The 16,902-nt window shown below is 67.8% G+C and carries 11 protein-coding genes and 1 pseudogene; 11 read left to right on the top strand and 1 reads right to left on the bottom strand.

The features are described from left to right. Window positions 1-38 precede the first annotated feature (38 nt). Both ACXC9Q_RS25390 and ACXC9Q_RS25385 read left to right on the top strand, forming a co-directional pair. Complete coding sequence (locus ACXC9Q_RS25390) at window positions 39-344, top strand: YggT family protein (protein WP_329475847.1); 306 nt, start codon at window positions 39-41, stop codon at window positions 342-344. Between the two features lie 247 nt (window positions 345-591). Further along, window positions 592-1,350 carry a DivIVA domain-containing protein gene (locus tag ACXC9Q_RS25385; RefSeq protein ID WP_328521776.1) on the top strand — a complete coding sequence of 253 codons (759 nt, stop codon included), beginning with the start codon at window positions 592-594 and terminating at the stop codon, window positions 1,348-1,350. A gap of 401 nt (window positions 1,351-1,751) precedes the next feature. Here the strand turns inward: ACXC9Q_RS25385 and ileS are convergent, their stop codons facing one another. Beyond that, window positions 1,752-4,904, bottom strand: a complete 3,153-nt coding sequence (gene ileS / locus ACXC9Q_RS25380) for an isoleucine--tRNA ligase (RefSeq protein ID WP_457059151.1) — start codon at window positions 4,902-4,904, stop codon at window positions 1,752-1,754. 276 nt (window positions 4,905-5,180) lie between these two features. Between ileS and ACXC9Q_RS25375 the strand changes: the two are divergent. The 9 genes and pseudogenes from ACXC9Q_RS25375 to ACXC9Q_RS25335 all read left to right on the top strand — a co-directional run. Continuing rightward, window positions 5,181-5,309, top strand: a pseudogene (locus tag ACXC9Q_RS25375) (DUF167 family protein); the annotation flags it as partial. 10 nt (window positions 5,310-5,319) lie between these two features. Then, window positions 5,320-5,457, top strand: a complete 138-nt coding sequence (locus ACXC9Q_RS25370; RefSeq protein WP_457059192.1) for a hypothetical protein — start codon at window positions 5,320-5,322, stop codon at window positions 5,455-5,457. A gap of 181 nt (window positions 5,458-5,638) precedes the next feature. Then, on the top strand, window positions 5,639-6,328 hold the full coding sequence (locus ACXC9Q_RS25365) for a TraR/DksA family transcriptional regulator (RefSeq protein ID WP_457059150.1): 690 nt from the start codon (window positions 5,639-5,641) through the stop codon (window positions 6,326-6,328). A 158-nt stretch (window positions 6,329-6,486) separates the two neighbouring features. Then, a complete protein-coding gene (gene lspA, locus ACXC9Q_RS25360) occupies window positions 6,487-7,035 on the top strand; it encodes a signal peptidase II (RefSeq protein ID WP_457059149.1) in 549 nt (182 codons plus the stop codon). Window positions 7,036-7,049: 14 nt separating this feature from the next. Continuing rightward, window positions 7,050-7,958: an RluA family pseudouridine synthase gene (locus ACXC9Q_RS25355; RefSeq protein WP_329484892.1), complete on the top strand. Its 909-nt coding sequence runs from the start codon at window positions 7,050-7,052 to the stop codon at window positions 7,956-7,958. Between the two features lie 143 nt (window positions 7,959-8,101). Then, on the top strand, window positions 8,102-10,414 hold the full coding sequence (locus ACXC9Q_RS25350) for an ATP-binding protein (RefSeq protein ID WP_457059148.1): 2,313 nt from the start codon (window positions 8,102-8,104) through the stop codon (window positions 10,412-10,414). A gap of 295 nt (window positions 10,415-10,709) precedes the next feature. Continuing rightward, entirely contained in the window at window positions 10,710-14,255 is a 3,546-nt protein-coding gene (dnaE, locus tag ACXC9Q_RS25345; protein WP_457059147.1) for a DNA polymerase III subunit alpha, read from the top strand. A 33-nt stretch (window positions 14,256-14,288) separates the two neighbouring features. Further along, window positions 14,289-14,912, top strand: a complete 624-nt coding sequence (locus ACXC9Q_RS25340) for a hypothetical protein (protein WP_457059146.1) — start codon at window positions 14,289-14,291, stop codon at window positions 14,910-14,912. Between the two features lie 46 nt (window positions 14,913-14,958). Further along, window positions 14,959-16,818, top strand: coding sequence for a DUF3352 domain-containing protein (locus tag ACXC9Q_RS25335; RefSeq protein WP_457059145.1), 1,860 nt, complete (start codon window positions 14,959-14,961; stop codon window positions 16,816-16,818). The last annotated feature ends 84 nt before the right edge of the window (window positions 16,819-16,902 follow it).

Genomic DNA, 16,902 nt, shown 5'->3' with positions numbered 1-16,902 from the left:
CCCGCTCCCTTCCGCCGTCTTCTACACTCATTGACGACATGGTTGCTCTAGCGCTCGTCCTCAGTGTTCTCAGCTGGGTGCTGCTCGCCTTCTTCCTCGTGCTGGTGGCGCGGTTCGTACTCAGCCTGATCGTCATGTTCGCGCCGCAGTGGCACCCGAAGGGCCCGCTGCTGCTGTTCTTCGAACTGATCTACTCGGTCACCGATCCGCTCCTGAAGCCGCTGCGGCGGATCCTGCCCCCGATCGGGGCCGGCGGGGTGCGGATCGACCTGTCCATGCTGATGCTGTTCGTCATCGTCTCCGTGGCGATGTCGATCAACTCGACGGCCTTGCGCTCACTGTGATCCAGTGCGGCGCAGACCACAGGGAACCGGTGGATCATCCACCGAGTCCGAGGGTGAGGACGCCGGGGACAGGGTAGGTACGACCACGAAGAAACGGGGCCGGTTCGTTGCCGGCGTTCGCGGTCCGTGGGCTGTTTCGCCCGCCCGGATTCCGTTAGAACACAACGAAGCGATAACGTGATCTACTGAGTCGCCGATGGTGTAGGCCACGGGGACTCCGCCAAGACACAGACAAACGAGGTGAAAGATGCCGCTGACGCCGGATGACGTCCGCTCGAAGCAATTCACGCCCGTCCGACTACGGGAGGGCTACGACGTCACAGAGGTCGACTCCTTCCTCGACGAGGTCGAAGCCGAGCTCGAGCGACTTCTCGCCGAGAACGAGGAGCTGCGGGCCAAGCTCGCGGCGGCTCAGCGCGCGGGCGCCGGCCAGGAGCGGCCGGTCGACCAGACCGCCGCGCTGCCGCCCGTCGTGCAACAGCCCAAGCCCCCGGTCGTGGTCGAGAAGCCGGAGGAGAAGCCACCCGTGGTGCCCGCTGTTGCGGCCGCGGGGGCTGCTGCGGCGGCAGGAACCGTCGGGGACGCCTCCAGCTCCGCTGTGCGGCTGCTGGAGATGGCCACCAAGCACTCCGACGACCTGGTCCAGGAGGCGAAGGACACCGCCGACAAGATCATCGGCGAGGCCCGCGCCAAGGCCGAGCGGCTGGAGAACGAGGCGCGCGGCAAGGCCGACCGGATGACCGGTGAGGCTCGCGCCCGCGCCGAGAAGCTGGACGGCGAGATCGCCGAGCGCCGGGCCCAGATGCTCGGCACGCTGGAGAAGCAGAAGGGCCAGCTCGAGCGGACGATCGACGACCTGCACGCCTACGAGCGCGAGTACCGCAGCCGGCTGAAGACCTACTTCACCGAGCAGCTCAAGGCGCTGGGCAACGGCGACGACACGCTCAGCCCGCGGAACGGCTTCCGCCCGGAGGCTCGCGCGCAGGCGCACGGTCACGGCGTCTAAAAACCTCGCAACGAGAGGCGGTGCTTTCCGGCAGCACCGCCTCTTCGTCATGTCCGGGCCCTTTTGACACACCGTCTCGTGCCGGTGACACGGTGTCAGTGCGAGTCAGGGCCAGGCGAGAGGTTGCTCCGGCCACTGAGCGGTGCTCGGGTGCTCGGTCCCGGGGTGCTGTTGCTCGGCTTGGGGAAACAAATGTGCTGTGGGTGACTGAAAGGTTCCCCACAGTGGGGACATGGAGCGAAGCTGCTCCAGTACCTGCTGCCCGATGCCCGGGGCGCGCTCCTCGGGTGGCCGGTTTCGGGGGCGGACTCTATCTGGGGTGTGGGGACAAGAAATAGCCTCGCCCGGTTCACCGGCCCCGTCCGGTGGGCTGAACCCATCAGACGGGGACGGGCCAGGGGTCAGGCCTTCGTCAGCCAGTAGGTGAGCTGCAGGTCCTCTTCGGTGCCGGTGGCAACGTCCGCGGACTCCGACGGTGCCGACTGGGCCAGCTCGACGGCGAGCACCTCGCGGGCGATCTCGTCGGCGTGCTTGCCGAGGGCATCGGTCAGGTCGGCGTCGGTCGACGTCAGCCAGACCTTGATCCGGTCCGACACCTCGAGGCCGGCGTTCTTCCGGGCCTCCTGCAACGTCCGGACCACCTCGCGGGCCAGGCCGGCCTGCTTGAGCTCCGGGGTCACCTCGAGGTCGAGGGCAACGGTCTCGCCCTGCTCGTTCACCACGGACCAGCCTTCCTTCGGCCGCTCGGACAGCAGCACCTCGGCTTCGCCGACGCGGACGTCCTCGCCGTCGACGACGACGCTCGCCGTCCCGGTCTCCTTCAGCTCGACCGCGAGCGCACCGGCGTCGGCGGCGGCGATCGCGGCCGCGACCACCGGCGTCTGCTTGGCGAATCGCTTGCCGAGCTCACGGAAGTTGCCCTTGGCAGAGAACTCGACCAGATCCGCGCCCGCCGCGGACAGCGGCTCGACCGCGCCCACGTTGAGCTCCTCGGCGATCTCGCGCAGCAGTTCGGGCGACAGGTCCGCAATCGCCGCGGATCCGACCAGGGCGCGGGACAGCGGCTGGCGCGTGCGCACCTTCGCCTCCGCCCGCGCCGACCGGCCGAGCTCGACGACCCGCTTGGCCATCGACACGTGCTGCGCGAGGACGTCGTCGATCAGCGTCTCGTCGTACGTCGGGAACGCGGCCAGGTGGACCGACTCCGGCAGGCCGGGTGTGACCGGGCGGAGGACGTCTTGCCAGACCCGCTCGGTGACGAACGGCATCAGCGGCGCCATCACCCGCGTGAGCACGTCGAGCGTCTCGTGCAGCGTCGCCAGTGCACCGGCGTCGCCGGACCAGAACCGGCGGCGGGAACGGCGTACGTACCAGTTCGAGAGCACGTCGACGAACGAGCTGATCAGCAGACCGAGCCGCTGCGTGTCGAACGCGGCGTACGCCTCGTCGGTGTCCCGGACCAGCCGGTGCGTCTCGCTCACCAGCCAGCGGTCCAGCACCGAGCGCTCGGCGACCGCCGGGGCGTCGGTGGGCGACCAGTCGGCCAGCCGCGCGTACAGGGCGTGGAACGCGACCGTGTTCCAGTAGGTCAGCAGCACCTTCCGGACGATCTCGTTCAGCACGTTCGGCCCGATGCCGCGCGCCTTCCAGGGCGAGCCGGACGCGGCCATGAACCAGCGCACCGCGTCCGCGCTGTGATCGTCCATCAGCGGGATCGGCTCGACGATGTTGCCCAGGTGCTTGGACATCTTCCGGCCGTCCTCGGCCAGGATGTGGCCGAGGCAGACGACGTTGCGGTACGACGACTCGTCGAAGACCAGCGTGCCGATCGCCATCAGCGTGTAGAACCAGCCACGGGTCTGGTCGATCGCCTCGGAGATGAAGTCGGCGGGGTACGTCTGCTCGAACTTCTCCTTCGACCCCTCGGCCCACGGGTAGCCCCACTGCGCGAACGGCATCGCACCCGAGTCGTACCAGGCGTCGATCACCTCGGGCACGCGGCGAGCCTCGGCGCCACAGGTCGGGCAGTCGAAGGTGATGTCGTCGACGTACGGCCGGTGCGGGTCGGTCTCGCTCAGGTCCCGGCCGGCCAGTTCACCGAGCTCGGCCAGCGAACCGACGCACACCTGGTGGTCGTCCTCGCAGCGCCAGATCGGCAGCGGCGTACCCCAGTAGCGCGAGCGGGAGACGGCCCAGTCGATGTTGTTCCGCAGCCAGTCGCCGTACCGGCCCCACTTGACCGAGTCCGGGTACCAGTTGGTCTTCTCGTTCTCCCGGAGCAGGGCGTCCTTGACCTGCGTGGTGCGGATGTACCAGGACGGGAGGGCGTAGTACATGACCGGGGTGTGGCAGCGCCAGCAGTGCGGGTACGGGTGCTCGTACGGCACGTGCTTGAACAGCACACCGCGCTCGGCGAGGTCCTTGACGAGGTCCTCGTCGGCCTTCTTGAAGAACTGCCCGCCGACCAGCGGTACGTCGGCGTTGAAGTGACCGCTCGCGTCCACCGGGTTCACGACCGGCAGGTTGTATGCGCGGCTCACCGCGAGGTCGTCCGCACCGAACGCGGGGGACTGGTGCACCAGACCGGTGCCGTCTTCGGTGGTCACGTACTCGGCCAGTACGACGTAGTGCGCCGGCTCGGGGAACTCCACCAGCTCGAACGGCCGCTGGTACGTCCACCGCTCCATCTCGCGACCGCCGTACTGACCGGTCACCGTCCAGCCCTCGCCCAGCTTGTCCAGGAGCGGCTCGGCCACCACCAGGGACTCGTTGCCGTCGGTGGCGACGACGTACTGGACGTCGGGGTGCACTGCGACCGCGGTGTTTGACACGAGCGTCCATGGTGTCGTCGTCCAGACCAGCAGTGATGCCTTGCCTGCCAGTGGGCCGGAGGTCAGCGGGAAGCGGACGTAGACCGAGGGGTCGACGACCGTCTCGTACCCCTGGGCGAGCTCGTGGTCGGACAGGCCGGTGCCACAGCGCGGGCAGTACGGCGTGATCCGGTAGTCCTCGACCAGGAGGCCCTTCTCGTGGACCTGCTTGAGCGACCACCAGACCGACTGGACGTACTGCGGGTCCATCGTCTTGTACGGGTGCTCGAGGTCGACCCAGTAGCCCATCCGGACGGTCAGCTCGTTGAACGCGTCGACGTTGCGCAGGACGGACTCGCGGCACTTCGCGTTGAACTCGGCGATGCCGTACGCCTCGATGTCGGGCTTGCCGTTGAAGCCGAGCTCCTTCTCCACCGCGACCTCGACCGGCAGGCCGTGGCAGTCCCAGCCGGCCTTGCGCTCGACCCAGAAGCCCTTCATGGTCCGGTAGCGCGGGAAGACGTCCTTGAAGACACGCGCCTCGATGTGGTGGGTGCCGGGCATCCCGTTCGCGGTCGGGGGACCCTCGAAGAACGTCCACGGTTGTCCGCCGGCGGACTGTTCGAGGCTCTTGGCGAAGGTGTCGTGCTCGTCCCAGAGGGTGAGCATTTCTCGCTCGAGCGCGGGGAAATCAACCTGGGCCGGGACCTGCCGCCAGGGAGTGTCCGGGGTGTCTGCCGCCATCTTCGGTGTCCTTCGTCGCCAGTGACTGCTGACGAGGGACGAAGCACCAGGCGTGTCGCCTGCTACCGCGCGGTACCACCCTCCTTGGTGACCCAGAGTGTGGTCACCCACTTCCTTTACGACACGCAGCCGGTTCTAATAGGTCCTTGCGGACTGTTCTTCCGGCGGCTCAGGGGTGATTGCCCCGTCACTGCCTTGCGGATCGCGGTTGTCAGTGTACGGCGTAGTACGAGGCAACTACGAATCGTTAATCGGTGGTCAGGCAAGAATTCAGGGATGAGAATTCTCCTGCGGGTGCGACCGGGAGCTTCACGGACCGCGGTCGGGGGCCGGTACGACGGACCATCTGGTCCGGCCCTGGTGGTCGCGGTGGCAGCCCGTGCGGTGGAGGGACAGGCGACGAAGGCTGTCCTGAATGCGGTTGCTGCCGCGTTCGGCGTACGACGCTCTGGGGGTGACGTTGGTGCGGGGCGCGACCAGCCGGGACAAGGTGGTCGAGGTGGAGGGGGAGGAAAGCGACATCCGGCCGAGATTGAAACAACTGCTCGGCTGAGCCAGGGGATAACCGAATTTCTGTCAGTTTCGCTGTGACGCGCGGAACATCGAGTGGGCTTGAAGAACCGACTACCGTATCCCCACGGTCTGCGCGTCGGACTGGCACGTGATGAACACGTGGCCTAGTGTCTTGCGACCAGTCCGCTTCAGTCACCGACGAAGGCAGGGGGTAGCTGACCATGGCTACATCGGCTCCCAAGAAGACCGCCCCCCAACGCACTGCCGCGGCCAAGAAGAGTGCCGCGAAGAAGACGACCGAGCCGGCCACGACCACGGCCCGCAAGAAGGCACCGGCGAAGACCTCGCCGGCCACGAAGACTTCCGCGGCGAAGAAGTCGACATCGACCGCTGCGGCGAAGAAGGCTCCGGCCAAGAAGACCCCTGCCAAGCATGCTCCGACGAAGAGGGTGGCCATGAAGACGAACGAGAACAGGACTCCGGCAACGGCGCCGGCGAAGTCCGTAGCACACAAGGCAGAGACCCTCACGGTGAAGTCCGGCGAGAGCCCGTGGACCGCGGCCGAGCTGGCCGAGCTCCGCGGCGAGCTGGAAGCCGACGTGGTGCACCTGAGGAAGGAAATCCACGACGCCGAGCAGGAGATCGTCGGACTGCTCCGGGACGGTGGTGACGGCGCCGGGAACGACCAGGCCGACGTCGGCTCCACCACACTGGAGCGCGACCACGAGATGTCGCTGGCGAACAACGCCCGGGACATGCTCGACCAGATCGAGCGCGCCCTGGCGAAGATCGACGACGGCACGTACGGCGTGTGCGAGAGCTGCGGCAACGCGATCGGCAAGGGTCGGTTGCAGGCGTTCCCCCGTGCGACACTGTGCGTGTCATGCAAAGAACGCGAAGAACGCCGCTGAGCCACACCGACTCGTCCCATCAGGTGGGGGACGCGCCCTCGGAGCCAACGGAACCGGCCGACACCCCGTCGGCCGGTTCTCCGTCGTCCCCAGCCCCCGATGACGGCTCCCGTGAGACAGCCGGCGGCGAAGCTGCCGCCTCCGATAGTCGTGAGGCCGTGTCTTCTACCTCCTCTTCGGCCCCCGAGGCCGGTGGCGGAGGCGGCGTGGCCGGCCGGTCCTGGAAGTGGACGGCGCTGTTCGGCGGGGTCGGTTTGCTGATCCTGCTCCTGGACCAGTTGACGAAGGCTCTGGCCCTGGCGCATCTGACGCCTGGTGAGCCGGTGAACGTGATCGGGAGCCTGCTCAAGTTCAACCTGATCCGGAACTCCGGCGCCGCGTTCAGTCTCGGGTCCGGCTACACGCCGTACATCAGTGCCGTGCAGATCACCGTGGCGGCCGGGGTCGTCTACCTGTCCCGGCGGCTGGGGTCGGCGGGCTGGGCGGTGGCGTTCGGGCTGCTGTTCGGAGGCGCGGTCGGGAACATCATCGACCGGATCGCCCGCGAGCCCTCGCCGTTCCACGGGCACGTGGTCGACTTCCTGCAGACTCCGCACTGGGCGATCTTCAACGTCGCGGACATGGCGGTCACGTCGGCCGCGATCCTGCTGGTGATCCAGACCCTGCGTGGGGTCAAGCTCGACGGCACCCGGGAGCACCGCAAGTGAGTTCGCGGACCGTGATGGTGCCGGACGGACTGGCGGGCGAGCGGTTGGACGCGGCGCTGTCGCGGCTGTTCGGTGTGTCCCGGACCAAGGCCGCGGAGCTGATCGAGTCCGGTCTGGTCCAGGTCGACGGCGCCCCGGCACCCAAGTCGTCCCGGGTATCTGCCGGCGTACTGCTCGACGTGGAGCTACCGCCTCCGCCCGGCGAGGTGACCGTCGTACCGGAGACTGTGGACAACCTCCGGATCGTGTACGACGACGACGAGATCGTCGTGGTCGACAAACCGGTCGGGGTTGCCGCGCACCCGTCACCGGGGTGGACCGGCCCGACTGTGATCGGGCATCTGGCCGGCGCAGGCTTCAACATCTCCACGAGCGGCGCGGCCGAGCGCAAGGGCATCGTGCACCGGCTCGACGTCGGCACGTCCGGGCTGATGGTCGTCGCGAAGACGGAGTACGCCTACACCGTGCTCAAACGCGCCTTCAAGGAGCGCACGGTCAAGAAGATCTACCACGCGCTCGTCCAAGGCCATCCCGACCCGTTCACCGGCACGGTGGACGCGCCGATCGACCGGCACCCGCACCACGACTACAAGTTCGGCGTCGTGGCCGGCGGCAAGCCGAGCGTCACGCACTACGAGACGCTCGAGGCGTTCCGGTTCGCCACCTTGCTGGAGATCACGCTGGAGACCGGCCGCACGCACCAGATCCGGGTGCACATGTCCGCGATCGGTCACCCGTGCTGCGGCGACCTCACGTACGGCGCCGACCCGGTCCTCGCCGAGCGTCTCCAACTCACCCGCCAGTGGCTGCACGCCATGCGCCTCGGCTTCACCCACCCAGGGACTGGCGAGTACGTCGAGTTCACCTCGAAGTATCCGGACGACCTCGACCACGCGCTCGATCTGCTCGTCGACGCTCAGTAAGAAGACGCCGCGATCAGGCCCCTTAGCCGGCACCAGCCAGGCACCCAGGCGCAGACCATCACTGCGGCCGCGACGAGCGCGATGCGCATCATTGTTTCAGTCTGCCCTTTATCGCCTGGGAATTCGGCCTAGTCTGACTAGGCATGGGGGAGACGAAGCCGGTCGCATCGGCCCGCGGGCGGTTGCCGGCAGAGCTGACGAGCTTCGTCGGGCGGCGACGTGAGCTGGCCGATACCAGGCGGTTGCTGTCCAGCAGCCGCCTGCTGACGCTGACCGGCCCCGGGGGAGTCGGTAAGACGCGGCTGGCGTTGCGGATGGCGGCAGAGGTACGCCGGACGTTCGCCGACGGAGTCTGGTTCGTCGAGCTGGCCGCAGTGTATGAGGCGGACCTGCTCGCCTACACGCTGGCCGAGGCACTCGAGCTGAGCCAGATATCCGCGAACCCAACCGATGATCTCGCGGAGTACCTGGAGGACAGGCACCTGCTCCTGGTGCTGGACAACTGCGAGCAGGTCGCTGACGCGTGCGCCGTACTGGTGGGCAAACTGCTGGCGGCCGCGCCACGACTGCAGATCATCGCGACCAGCCGGCATCTGCTGGGAGTGGAGGGCGAGCAGGTCCTCTCGGTCCCACCGTTGTCGACGCCGCCCGCGGAGGCTCCGGCAGCGGACGCCGAGCAGTACGAGGCAACGGTGCTCTTCACCGACCGGGTGCGCGCGGTGCTGCCAGGGTTTGCGATCGACGACACCAATCGGGCGCAGGTGATCGAGCTCTGCCGGCAGCTGGACGGCGTACCGCTGGCGCTCGAACTCGCGGCGGTCTGGATGCGAACCCTCTCGTTGCAGCAGATCCTCGACCGGCTCGAGGACCGCTTCCGTCTGCTGGCCGGCGGCAAGCAGACGGCACCGCCACGGCACCAGGCGCTGGAGGCCGCCATCGACTGGAGCTACGACCTGTGTACCGAGGCTGAGCGCACGCTGTGGGCGAGGCTGTCGGTCTTCTCCGGAGGATTCGACCTGGAGGGAGCCGAGGAGGTCTGCTCGGGTGGCGGCATCGAGCGCGACGACGTACTCGGTCTGATCGCCGGTCTGCTGAACAAGTCGATCATCACTCGCACCGTCGGCACACCGCACTCGGTCGCCTGGTACGACATGCTGACGACGATCAGCCAGTACGGCGCGGTGCGGCTCGGCAACGGGACACGCGAGTACCAGCTGCGGCACCGCGACCACTACCGGAACCTGGCGGCGCAGTGGGCCACCGACATCTTCGGGCCGCGTCAGGCCGACTGGTACCTCCGGATGCGGCGCGAACACGGCAACCTCCGAGCCGCGCTCGACTTCTGCCTGAGCGAGCCTGACGGTGGTTCGGCGGCGCTCGAGATCGCGGCGCCGATCTGGAACTTCTGGTTCACCGGGTTCCCCCGCGAGGGCTATCACTACCTGTACCGAGCCCTCGATGCCGCACCGCAGCAGACACCGATCCGCGCGCTCGGGCTCTGGGCCGGCGGCTACAACGCGATGTTCATCGGCGAGGCCGAGCAACAGAGGCGCTGGCTGGCCGAGTGCGTGCTCCTCGCCGAGCGGTACGACGACGACCATCTGCGGGCCCGGATCGCGGAGGTGGCAGGGCACGCGCTGATCAATCAGGGCGACCTGTCAGGTGCGGTCGGCAGGCTGTTGACGGCGCTCGACGGTTTCCGTGCGGTCGGCGACGTGCTGGGGGAGTTCGACGTACTGACGCTGTTGTCGGCGGCGACGTTCTTCCTCGGCGATCCACGGGCGGACGAGTTCAGCCGGCGCTCGTACGACCTGGCCACGTCCGCGGGTGCGGAGTCGTCGAAGGCGTACGCGATGCTGGCTGTCGGGGTCGTGCAGTGGCGGGACCACGACCGGACCGAGGACGCCACCCGGTTGTTCCGGGAGGCGATCCGGTTGTGGCAACCGCTCAACGGCCGGACCGGCATCGCGTTCTGTGTCCAGGCGCTGTCGTGGTGTGCGGGGTCGTCGGCGCCCGGTGCGAGCGCCGCCCGGCTGTTGGGTGCCTCGCGGGCGGTGTGGCGGTCCACCGGTGCGCATGTCGACCAGACCACGCCGTACAGCCGGTTCGACGACCAGGCCGAGGAGCGGATCCGGGCCGCGATCGGGGATGCCGCGTTCGACCGGGAGTTCGAGCTGGGGGCGGCGTACTCGTTCGAGCAGGCGGTCGCGCTGGCGCTGGGTGAGGAGAAGGTGAACCACCGAGTGGCGCGGACGGGACTGGCCGGCAAGCTGACGCCGCGCGAGCACGAGATCGCCGGCCTGGTCGGTGAGGGCCTGAGCAACCGCGAGATCGCCGCCCGCCTGGTCATCTCGCAACGCACCGCGGAGACACACGTCGAACGCATCCTCGGCAAACTCGCCTTCACCTCCCGGTCCCAGGTCGCGCGCTGGATCACGGAGCACCCGGATACGTAGACAGATCCGTAGTTCTCCCGATGGGTGGGCGTGTCCCGGGCGGCACCCTTTGCTCAGGCGTTCCCCCTCGCCGTCCGGACCCTCCTGCCGGACGGCCGCCAGACCGGCGGACCCAGCGTCCTGAGCCCCTGCTCGGCGCTGGGTCCGTCGTTCCAACTGGTGTGAAAGTGGTGTGCTCCACGCACGGATAGCGGGCGCTGAACTCCCGGGGCGGTGCGCCGGTGAGGAACTGTCGGCGGTCCCACATAGGCTGTGTCAGTCCCGCTCACTCACGCCCTGGGAGGTCTGCGAAGACATGGCGTCCAGCGACAGTTTCGTGCATCTACATGTGCACACCGAGTACTCGATGCTGGACGGCGCCGCGCGGATCGACGAGTTGATCAAGACAGCCCAGGACATGGGCATGCCGGCGATCGCGACCACCGACCACGGCTACGTCTTCGGGGCCTACGAGTTCTGGAAGACCGCGAAGAAGTACGACGTCAAGCCGATCATCGGCACCGAGGCGTACCTGACCCCGCAGACCCACCGCAGTGAGCGGAAGCGAGTCAAGTGGGGCGATGCGAACTCGGGCCGCGACGACGTCTCCGGCGGTGGCTCCTACACGCATATGACCCTGCTCGCGAAGAACACCGGGGGTATGCACAACCTGTTCAAGATGGCGTCGCTCGCCAGCCTCGAGGGTTACTACTTCAAGCCGCGGATGGACCGCGAGTTGCTGCAGACCTACGGCAAGGGCCTGATCGCGACGACCGGGTGCGTGGGCGGCGAGGTGCAGACCCGGCTGCGGCTCGGGCAGTACAAGGAGGCCGTCGAGGCGGCGGCGGAGTTCCGGGACATCTTCGGCGCGGAGAACTTCTACTGCGAGGTGATGGACCACGGCATCGACATCGAGAGGCAGACGCAGAAGGACCTGCTCCGGCTGGCGAAGGACCTCAACCTGCCGCTGGTCGCGACCAACGACCTGCACTACACCCATCAGGATGACGCTCCCGCGCATGCGGCGCTGTTGTGCGTCCAGTCTGCCTCGACGTTGTCGGATCCGAACCGCTTCAAGTTCGACGGCGACGAGTTCTACCTGAAGACGCCGGCCCAGATGCGCGAGGTGTGGAAGGAACTGCCGGAGGCGTGTGACAACACGCTGCTGATCGCCGAGCAGTGCGACGTCAGCTTCACCGAGGGCGAGGGCCGGTTCATGCCGCGGTTCCCCTGCCCGGACGGCCACAACGAGGAGTCCTGGTTCGTCGCCGAGGTCGAGACCGGCCTGCACAAGCGCTATCCCGGCGGTGTCCCGGACCACGTCCGCAAGCAGGCGGAGTACGAGATCGAGGTCATCACCTCGAAGGGCTACGCGGGCTACTTCCTGGTCGTCGCGGACTTCATCAACTGGGCCAAGGAGCACGGCATCCGGGTCGGTCCGGGCCGTGGTTCCGGGGCCGGTTCGATGTGCGCGTACGCGATGCGGATCACCGACCTGGACCCGCTCCAGCACGGCCTGATCTTCGAGCGCTTCCTGAACCCGGAACGCATGTCGATGCCCGACTTCGACATCGACTTCGACGACCGCCGCCGGCCCGAGGTGATCCGCTACGTCACCGAGAAGTACGGCGACGACCGGGTCGCGATGATCGTCACCTACGGCACGATCAAGGCCAAGCAGGCGATCAAGGACGCCGGCCGGGTGCTGGACTACCCGTTCGCGATGGGCGACCGGATCACCAAGGCGATGCCGCCGGCGGTGATGGGCAAGGACGTGCCGCTGTCCGGCATCTTCGACCCGCAGCACAAGCGGTACTCCGAGGCGGGCGAGTTCCGGCAGCTGTACGAGTCCGACCAGGACGTCCGCAAGATCGTCGACACCGCCCGCGGCCTGGAGAACCTGAAGCGCCAGTGGGGTGTGCACGCGGCCGGCGTGATCATGTCCAGCGAGCCGCTGATCGAGCTGATCCCGATCATGCGCCGCGAGCAGGACGGCCAGGTCATCACCCAGTTCGACTACCCGAGCTGCGAGACGCTCGGCCTGGTCAAGATGGACTTCCTGGGTCTGCGCAACCTGACGATCATGGACGACGCGGTCAAGAACGTCGAGGCCAGCCGTGGCATCACGCTGGACCTGGACGAGCTGGCCAAGAGCCTGGACGACGGTCCCACCTTCGAGCTGCTCGGCCGCGGTGACACGCTCGGCGTGTTCCAGTTCGACGGCGGCCCGATGCGGGCGCTGCTGCGGCTGATGAAGCCGGACAACTTCGAGGACATCTCCGCGGTCGGCGCGCTCTATCGGCCCGGTCCGATGGGTGCGAACAGCCACACCAACTACGCCCTGCGCAAGAACAAGCAGCAGGAGATCAGCTACCCGCACGACGAGCTCGCCGTCGCGCTCGAACCGATCCTGGGGACGACCTACGGTCTGATCGTCTACCAGGAGCAGGTGATGGCGATCGCCCAGCAACTGGCCGGCTACACGCTCGGCAAGGCGGATCTGCTCCGCCGCGCGATGGGCAAGAAGAAGCGCGAGGTGCTGGACGCGGAGTACGTCGGCTTCTCCGAGGGCATGAAGGCGAACGGCTTCTCCGACCAGTCGATCAAGGCGCTGTGGGACGTCCTGGTCCCGTTCTCCGACTACGCGTTCAACAAGGCGCACTCCGCGGCGTACGGTCTGGTTTCGTACTGGACGGCGTACCTGAAGGCCAACTACCCGGCGGAGTACATGGCCGCCGTCCTGACGTCCGTGAAGGACGACAAGGACAAGATGGCCATCTATCTGAACGAGTGCCGCCGGATGGGCATCAAGGTGTTGCCGCCCGACGTGAACGAGTCGGACTCGAACTTCACCCCGGTCGGCACCGACATCCGCTTCGGCCTGTCCGCGATCCGCAACGTCGGCGTGAACGTGGTGGCCGAGATCGTCGCGGCCCGCGAGGACAAGGGCCGGTTCACCGACTTCGTCGACTTCATCGACAAGGTGTCGCTGCCGGTCTGCAACAAGCGGGTGATCGAGTCGCTGGCCAAGGCCGGCTCGTTCGACTCGATGAACCACGCCCGGCGCGCGGTCGTCGCGGTGCACGAGCAGGCCGTCGACGAAGCGATCGACCTGAAGCGGAACGAGGCGCACGGCCAGTTCGACCTGTTCTCGATGGGCGACGACGCGGACGAGGGCGAAGGCAACAGCCGGCTCACCGTCACCGTCCCCGAGATCGAGGAATGGGACAAGGCGACCAAGCTCGCGCACGAGCGCGACATGCTCGGTCTCTACGTGTCGGACCACCCGCTGTTCGGTGTCGAGCACGTGCTCACCAACGGCAGCGACTGCACGATCGGTCAACTGCTCGCCGACGAGGACCGGCCGGACGGCACCCAGGTGACGATCGGCGGCTTGGTCACCGCGGTCCAGCGGAAGGTGAACAAGCGCGGCGACATCTACGCGATCGTCACCATCGAGGACCTCGAGGGTTCGATCGAGGTGATGATGTTCTCCTCGGCGTACCAGCTGCACGCGCACCTGCTGAGCAACGACGCGATCATCTTGATGAAGGGCCGGCTGCGTCGTCGCGAGGACCGGGTCGAGCTGAGCGGCTCCGAGGTGATCGTGCCGGACCTGACCGAGGGCCCGACCGGTCCGGTGGTGATCACGATGGCGGAGAACCGATGCACTCAACCGGTGGCAGATGGTCTCCGTGATGTGTTGCGATCACACCCGGGGATGACCGAGGTGCACCTCCGGCTGCAAGGTCGGCAGAAGACGACGGTGCTGCGGATCGGCGATCAGTTCAGAGTCACGCCGACCGCCTCGCTGATGGCTGACCTGAAGGCGCTCCTCGGCCCGTCCTGCCTGGCCAGCTGATCGTCGCTGGGTTCGATGCGTCACACTGTCGAGGTGACTCAACCGCACCCGGCGCAGCCCTCGTCGCCGTACTCTCCGCCGCCTGCCGGTCTGCCCTGGGGTACGCCGGCGCCGCCGGAGGCGGAGATGCCGTGGGCGAAGGCGATCGTGGTGACCGTCGTGGTGTTCCTGGCCGCCGGTGTGGTGGCCGGGTGGGCGTGGCAGCAGTTCTCGCCGCTGGCGCAGTACACCGTGGACGAGAACGGGGGAGCGCTGGGGGAGGAGCAGATGACCCGGATCTTCGGTCCGGATGGCACGTTCACCGCGATCGGGTTCCTGGCCGCGCTCGTGCTCGGTGGTGCGCTCTTCTGGTGGCTGCGGAACTACGGACCGTGGTCGGTCGCGATCGTGACGCTCGGCGCGTGCCTGGGCTCCGGCATCGCCTGGGGTGTCGGCATGCTGCTCGGCCACGATCCGCTGCAGCCGCGGCTGCAGGCGGCCAAGCCCGGTGATCTGATCTCGGCGCCGCTCGAACTGCACACCTGGACTCCCGCAGCGGCCTGGCTGATCGGTGCCGCGCTGGCGTGCGCCATCCTCGCAGCCACCACCTGGCGCAGCGAGCCGGTTGCAACCACATCGCAACCTGCCGCGTCAGAGCCTGCACCACCGGTGCAATAGCCTTTGCCAGTCCGGTGGGTGAGGCCACCGGCCAGCGAGGGAGCATATGTCCGACCAGAACACCCCGCCCACCCCGCAGTACCCGGGTGCCGGCGGTCCGCAGAACCCCCAGAACCCGTACGGCCCGCCGCAGGGTCAAGGCCAGAACCTGTGGCCCCAGCCCGGCCGGCAACAGTACCCGCCGCAGCCCGGCCCGCAGCAGCCCGCTTACCAGCAGCGCCCGCCGCAGCAGGGTCAGCCGCAGCACGGGCAGCCGCAGCAGGGGCAGCCGTACGGCGGACCGCAGTACGGCCAGAGCGGTCCGCAGCACGGCCAGGGTGCGCCGCAGTACGGGCAGGGTGCTCCGCAGTACGGGCAGCCGGGTCAGGCGCCGTACGGACCGGCCGGTGGGCAGGCGTCGTACGAGCAGTTGCACGTTGGTGGGCAGCCGCCGCAGGGGCCTGGCTACGGGCAGCCGCAGTGGCAGCCGGAGCCGAAGAAGAAGCGCGGCAAGGTGATCCCGCTGATCGCGGCGCTGGCCATGGTGCTCGTCGTGGCGAGCGGCGGAATCTTTGCCTACGGCAAGCTCAAGGGCGGCGACCAGCCGTCCGCCGTGCTGCCGGGAACCGCCGTCGCCTACGCCCGGGTCGACCTGAACCCGTCGGCCGGCCAGAAGGTTGCCGCGATCCGCTTCCTGCTGAAGTTCCCGTCGGTCAAGGACAAGCTCGGCCTGACCGGTGAGAAGGACGACCTCCGGCAGAAGCTGTTCGAGCAGATCAAGAAGTACGCCGGCGACGACCTGGCCGATGTCGACTACGACAAGGACATCAAGCCGTGGCTCGGTGAACGCGCCGGCATCGCCGCGCTCCCACCCGCCGACGGCAAGGACGACCCGGTCGTCGTGCTCGCAGTCCAGGTGAAGAACGAGGGCGAGGCAACCAAGGGCCTGGACAAGCTGATGGCGAACGAGGACAAGAAGCCGGGTCGCGCGTTCAGCAACGGTTATGTGCTGCTCGGCGACGACCAGGCCACCGTCGACAAGGCCGTCGCCACCGCCAAGGACAACCCGCTGGACAAGAACGCGAAGTTCAGCTCGGACATGGACAAGCTCGGAGAGCAGGGCTTCATGTCCGCCTGGGCCGACATGAAGGGCATCGCCTCGATCTCCGGCAAGGTCGACTCTGCGGCGCTCGGCGGGATCGGCGACGCGAGCATGGCCGCCGCGCTGCGGTTCGACGCGTCGTACGTCGAACTGAAGGGCATCGCCCAGGGCGACAAGAGCATCAAGGTGAACTCGGCCGACGCCGGTGACCTGATCACCAAGCTGCCGGACAGCACGGCCGGCGCGGTCGCGGTGTCGGGCGGCGAGAACCTGGTCGACACGATGTGGCAGCAGATGGACAAGGCGTCCAACGGCAACATCAAGCAACTCACCGAGCAGATCACCGAGGAGACCGGCTTGACGCTGCCGGACGACCTGAAGAGCCTGCTGGGCAAGAACCTCGCGGTCGCGATCGACAAGGACAGCGCGAACGGCCCGAAGATCGCGGCCCGGATGGAGACCGACCCGGCCAAGGCCGAGCCGGTGGTGGAGAAGCTGACCACCCTGCTGCACGAGCGGAGTTCGGCCAACGTCCCGATCGAGACCGCCAAGGACGACGACACGCTCGTCCTCGCCACCGACAAGGACTACGCCGAGCAGGTGCTCAAGGGCGGCAACCTCGGCCAGTCCGAGAACTTCAAGCAGGCTCTGCCCGACACCAAGGGCGCGGTGACGGTCGGGTACGTCGACTTCGAGGCGGCGAGCTCGCTCAGCCCGCGGTTCAGCTCCGACAAGGACCTGGCCGCTCTCCGCTCCGGCGGTTTCGTGGCCCGCTCCACGGGCGACGGCCAGGCGGAGTTCTCCCTGCGAGTCGTCGCGAAGTAGGACTTCTTCGGCCGGTGATGTCGAAATCGGCCGGACGGCTTCTACCTCCTGGGTGAAAGCACCTTTTCACCCAGGAGGAGAACC

It is taken from the genome of Kribbella sp. CWNU-51, from assembly GCF_054073265.1.
The sequence above is the reverse complement of the archived record's forward strand: the minus strand, read 5'-3'. Positions and strand labels throughout refer to the sequence as shown.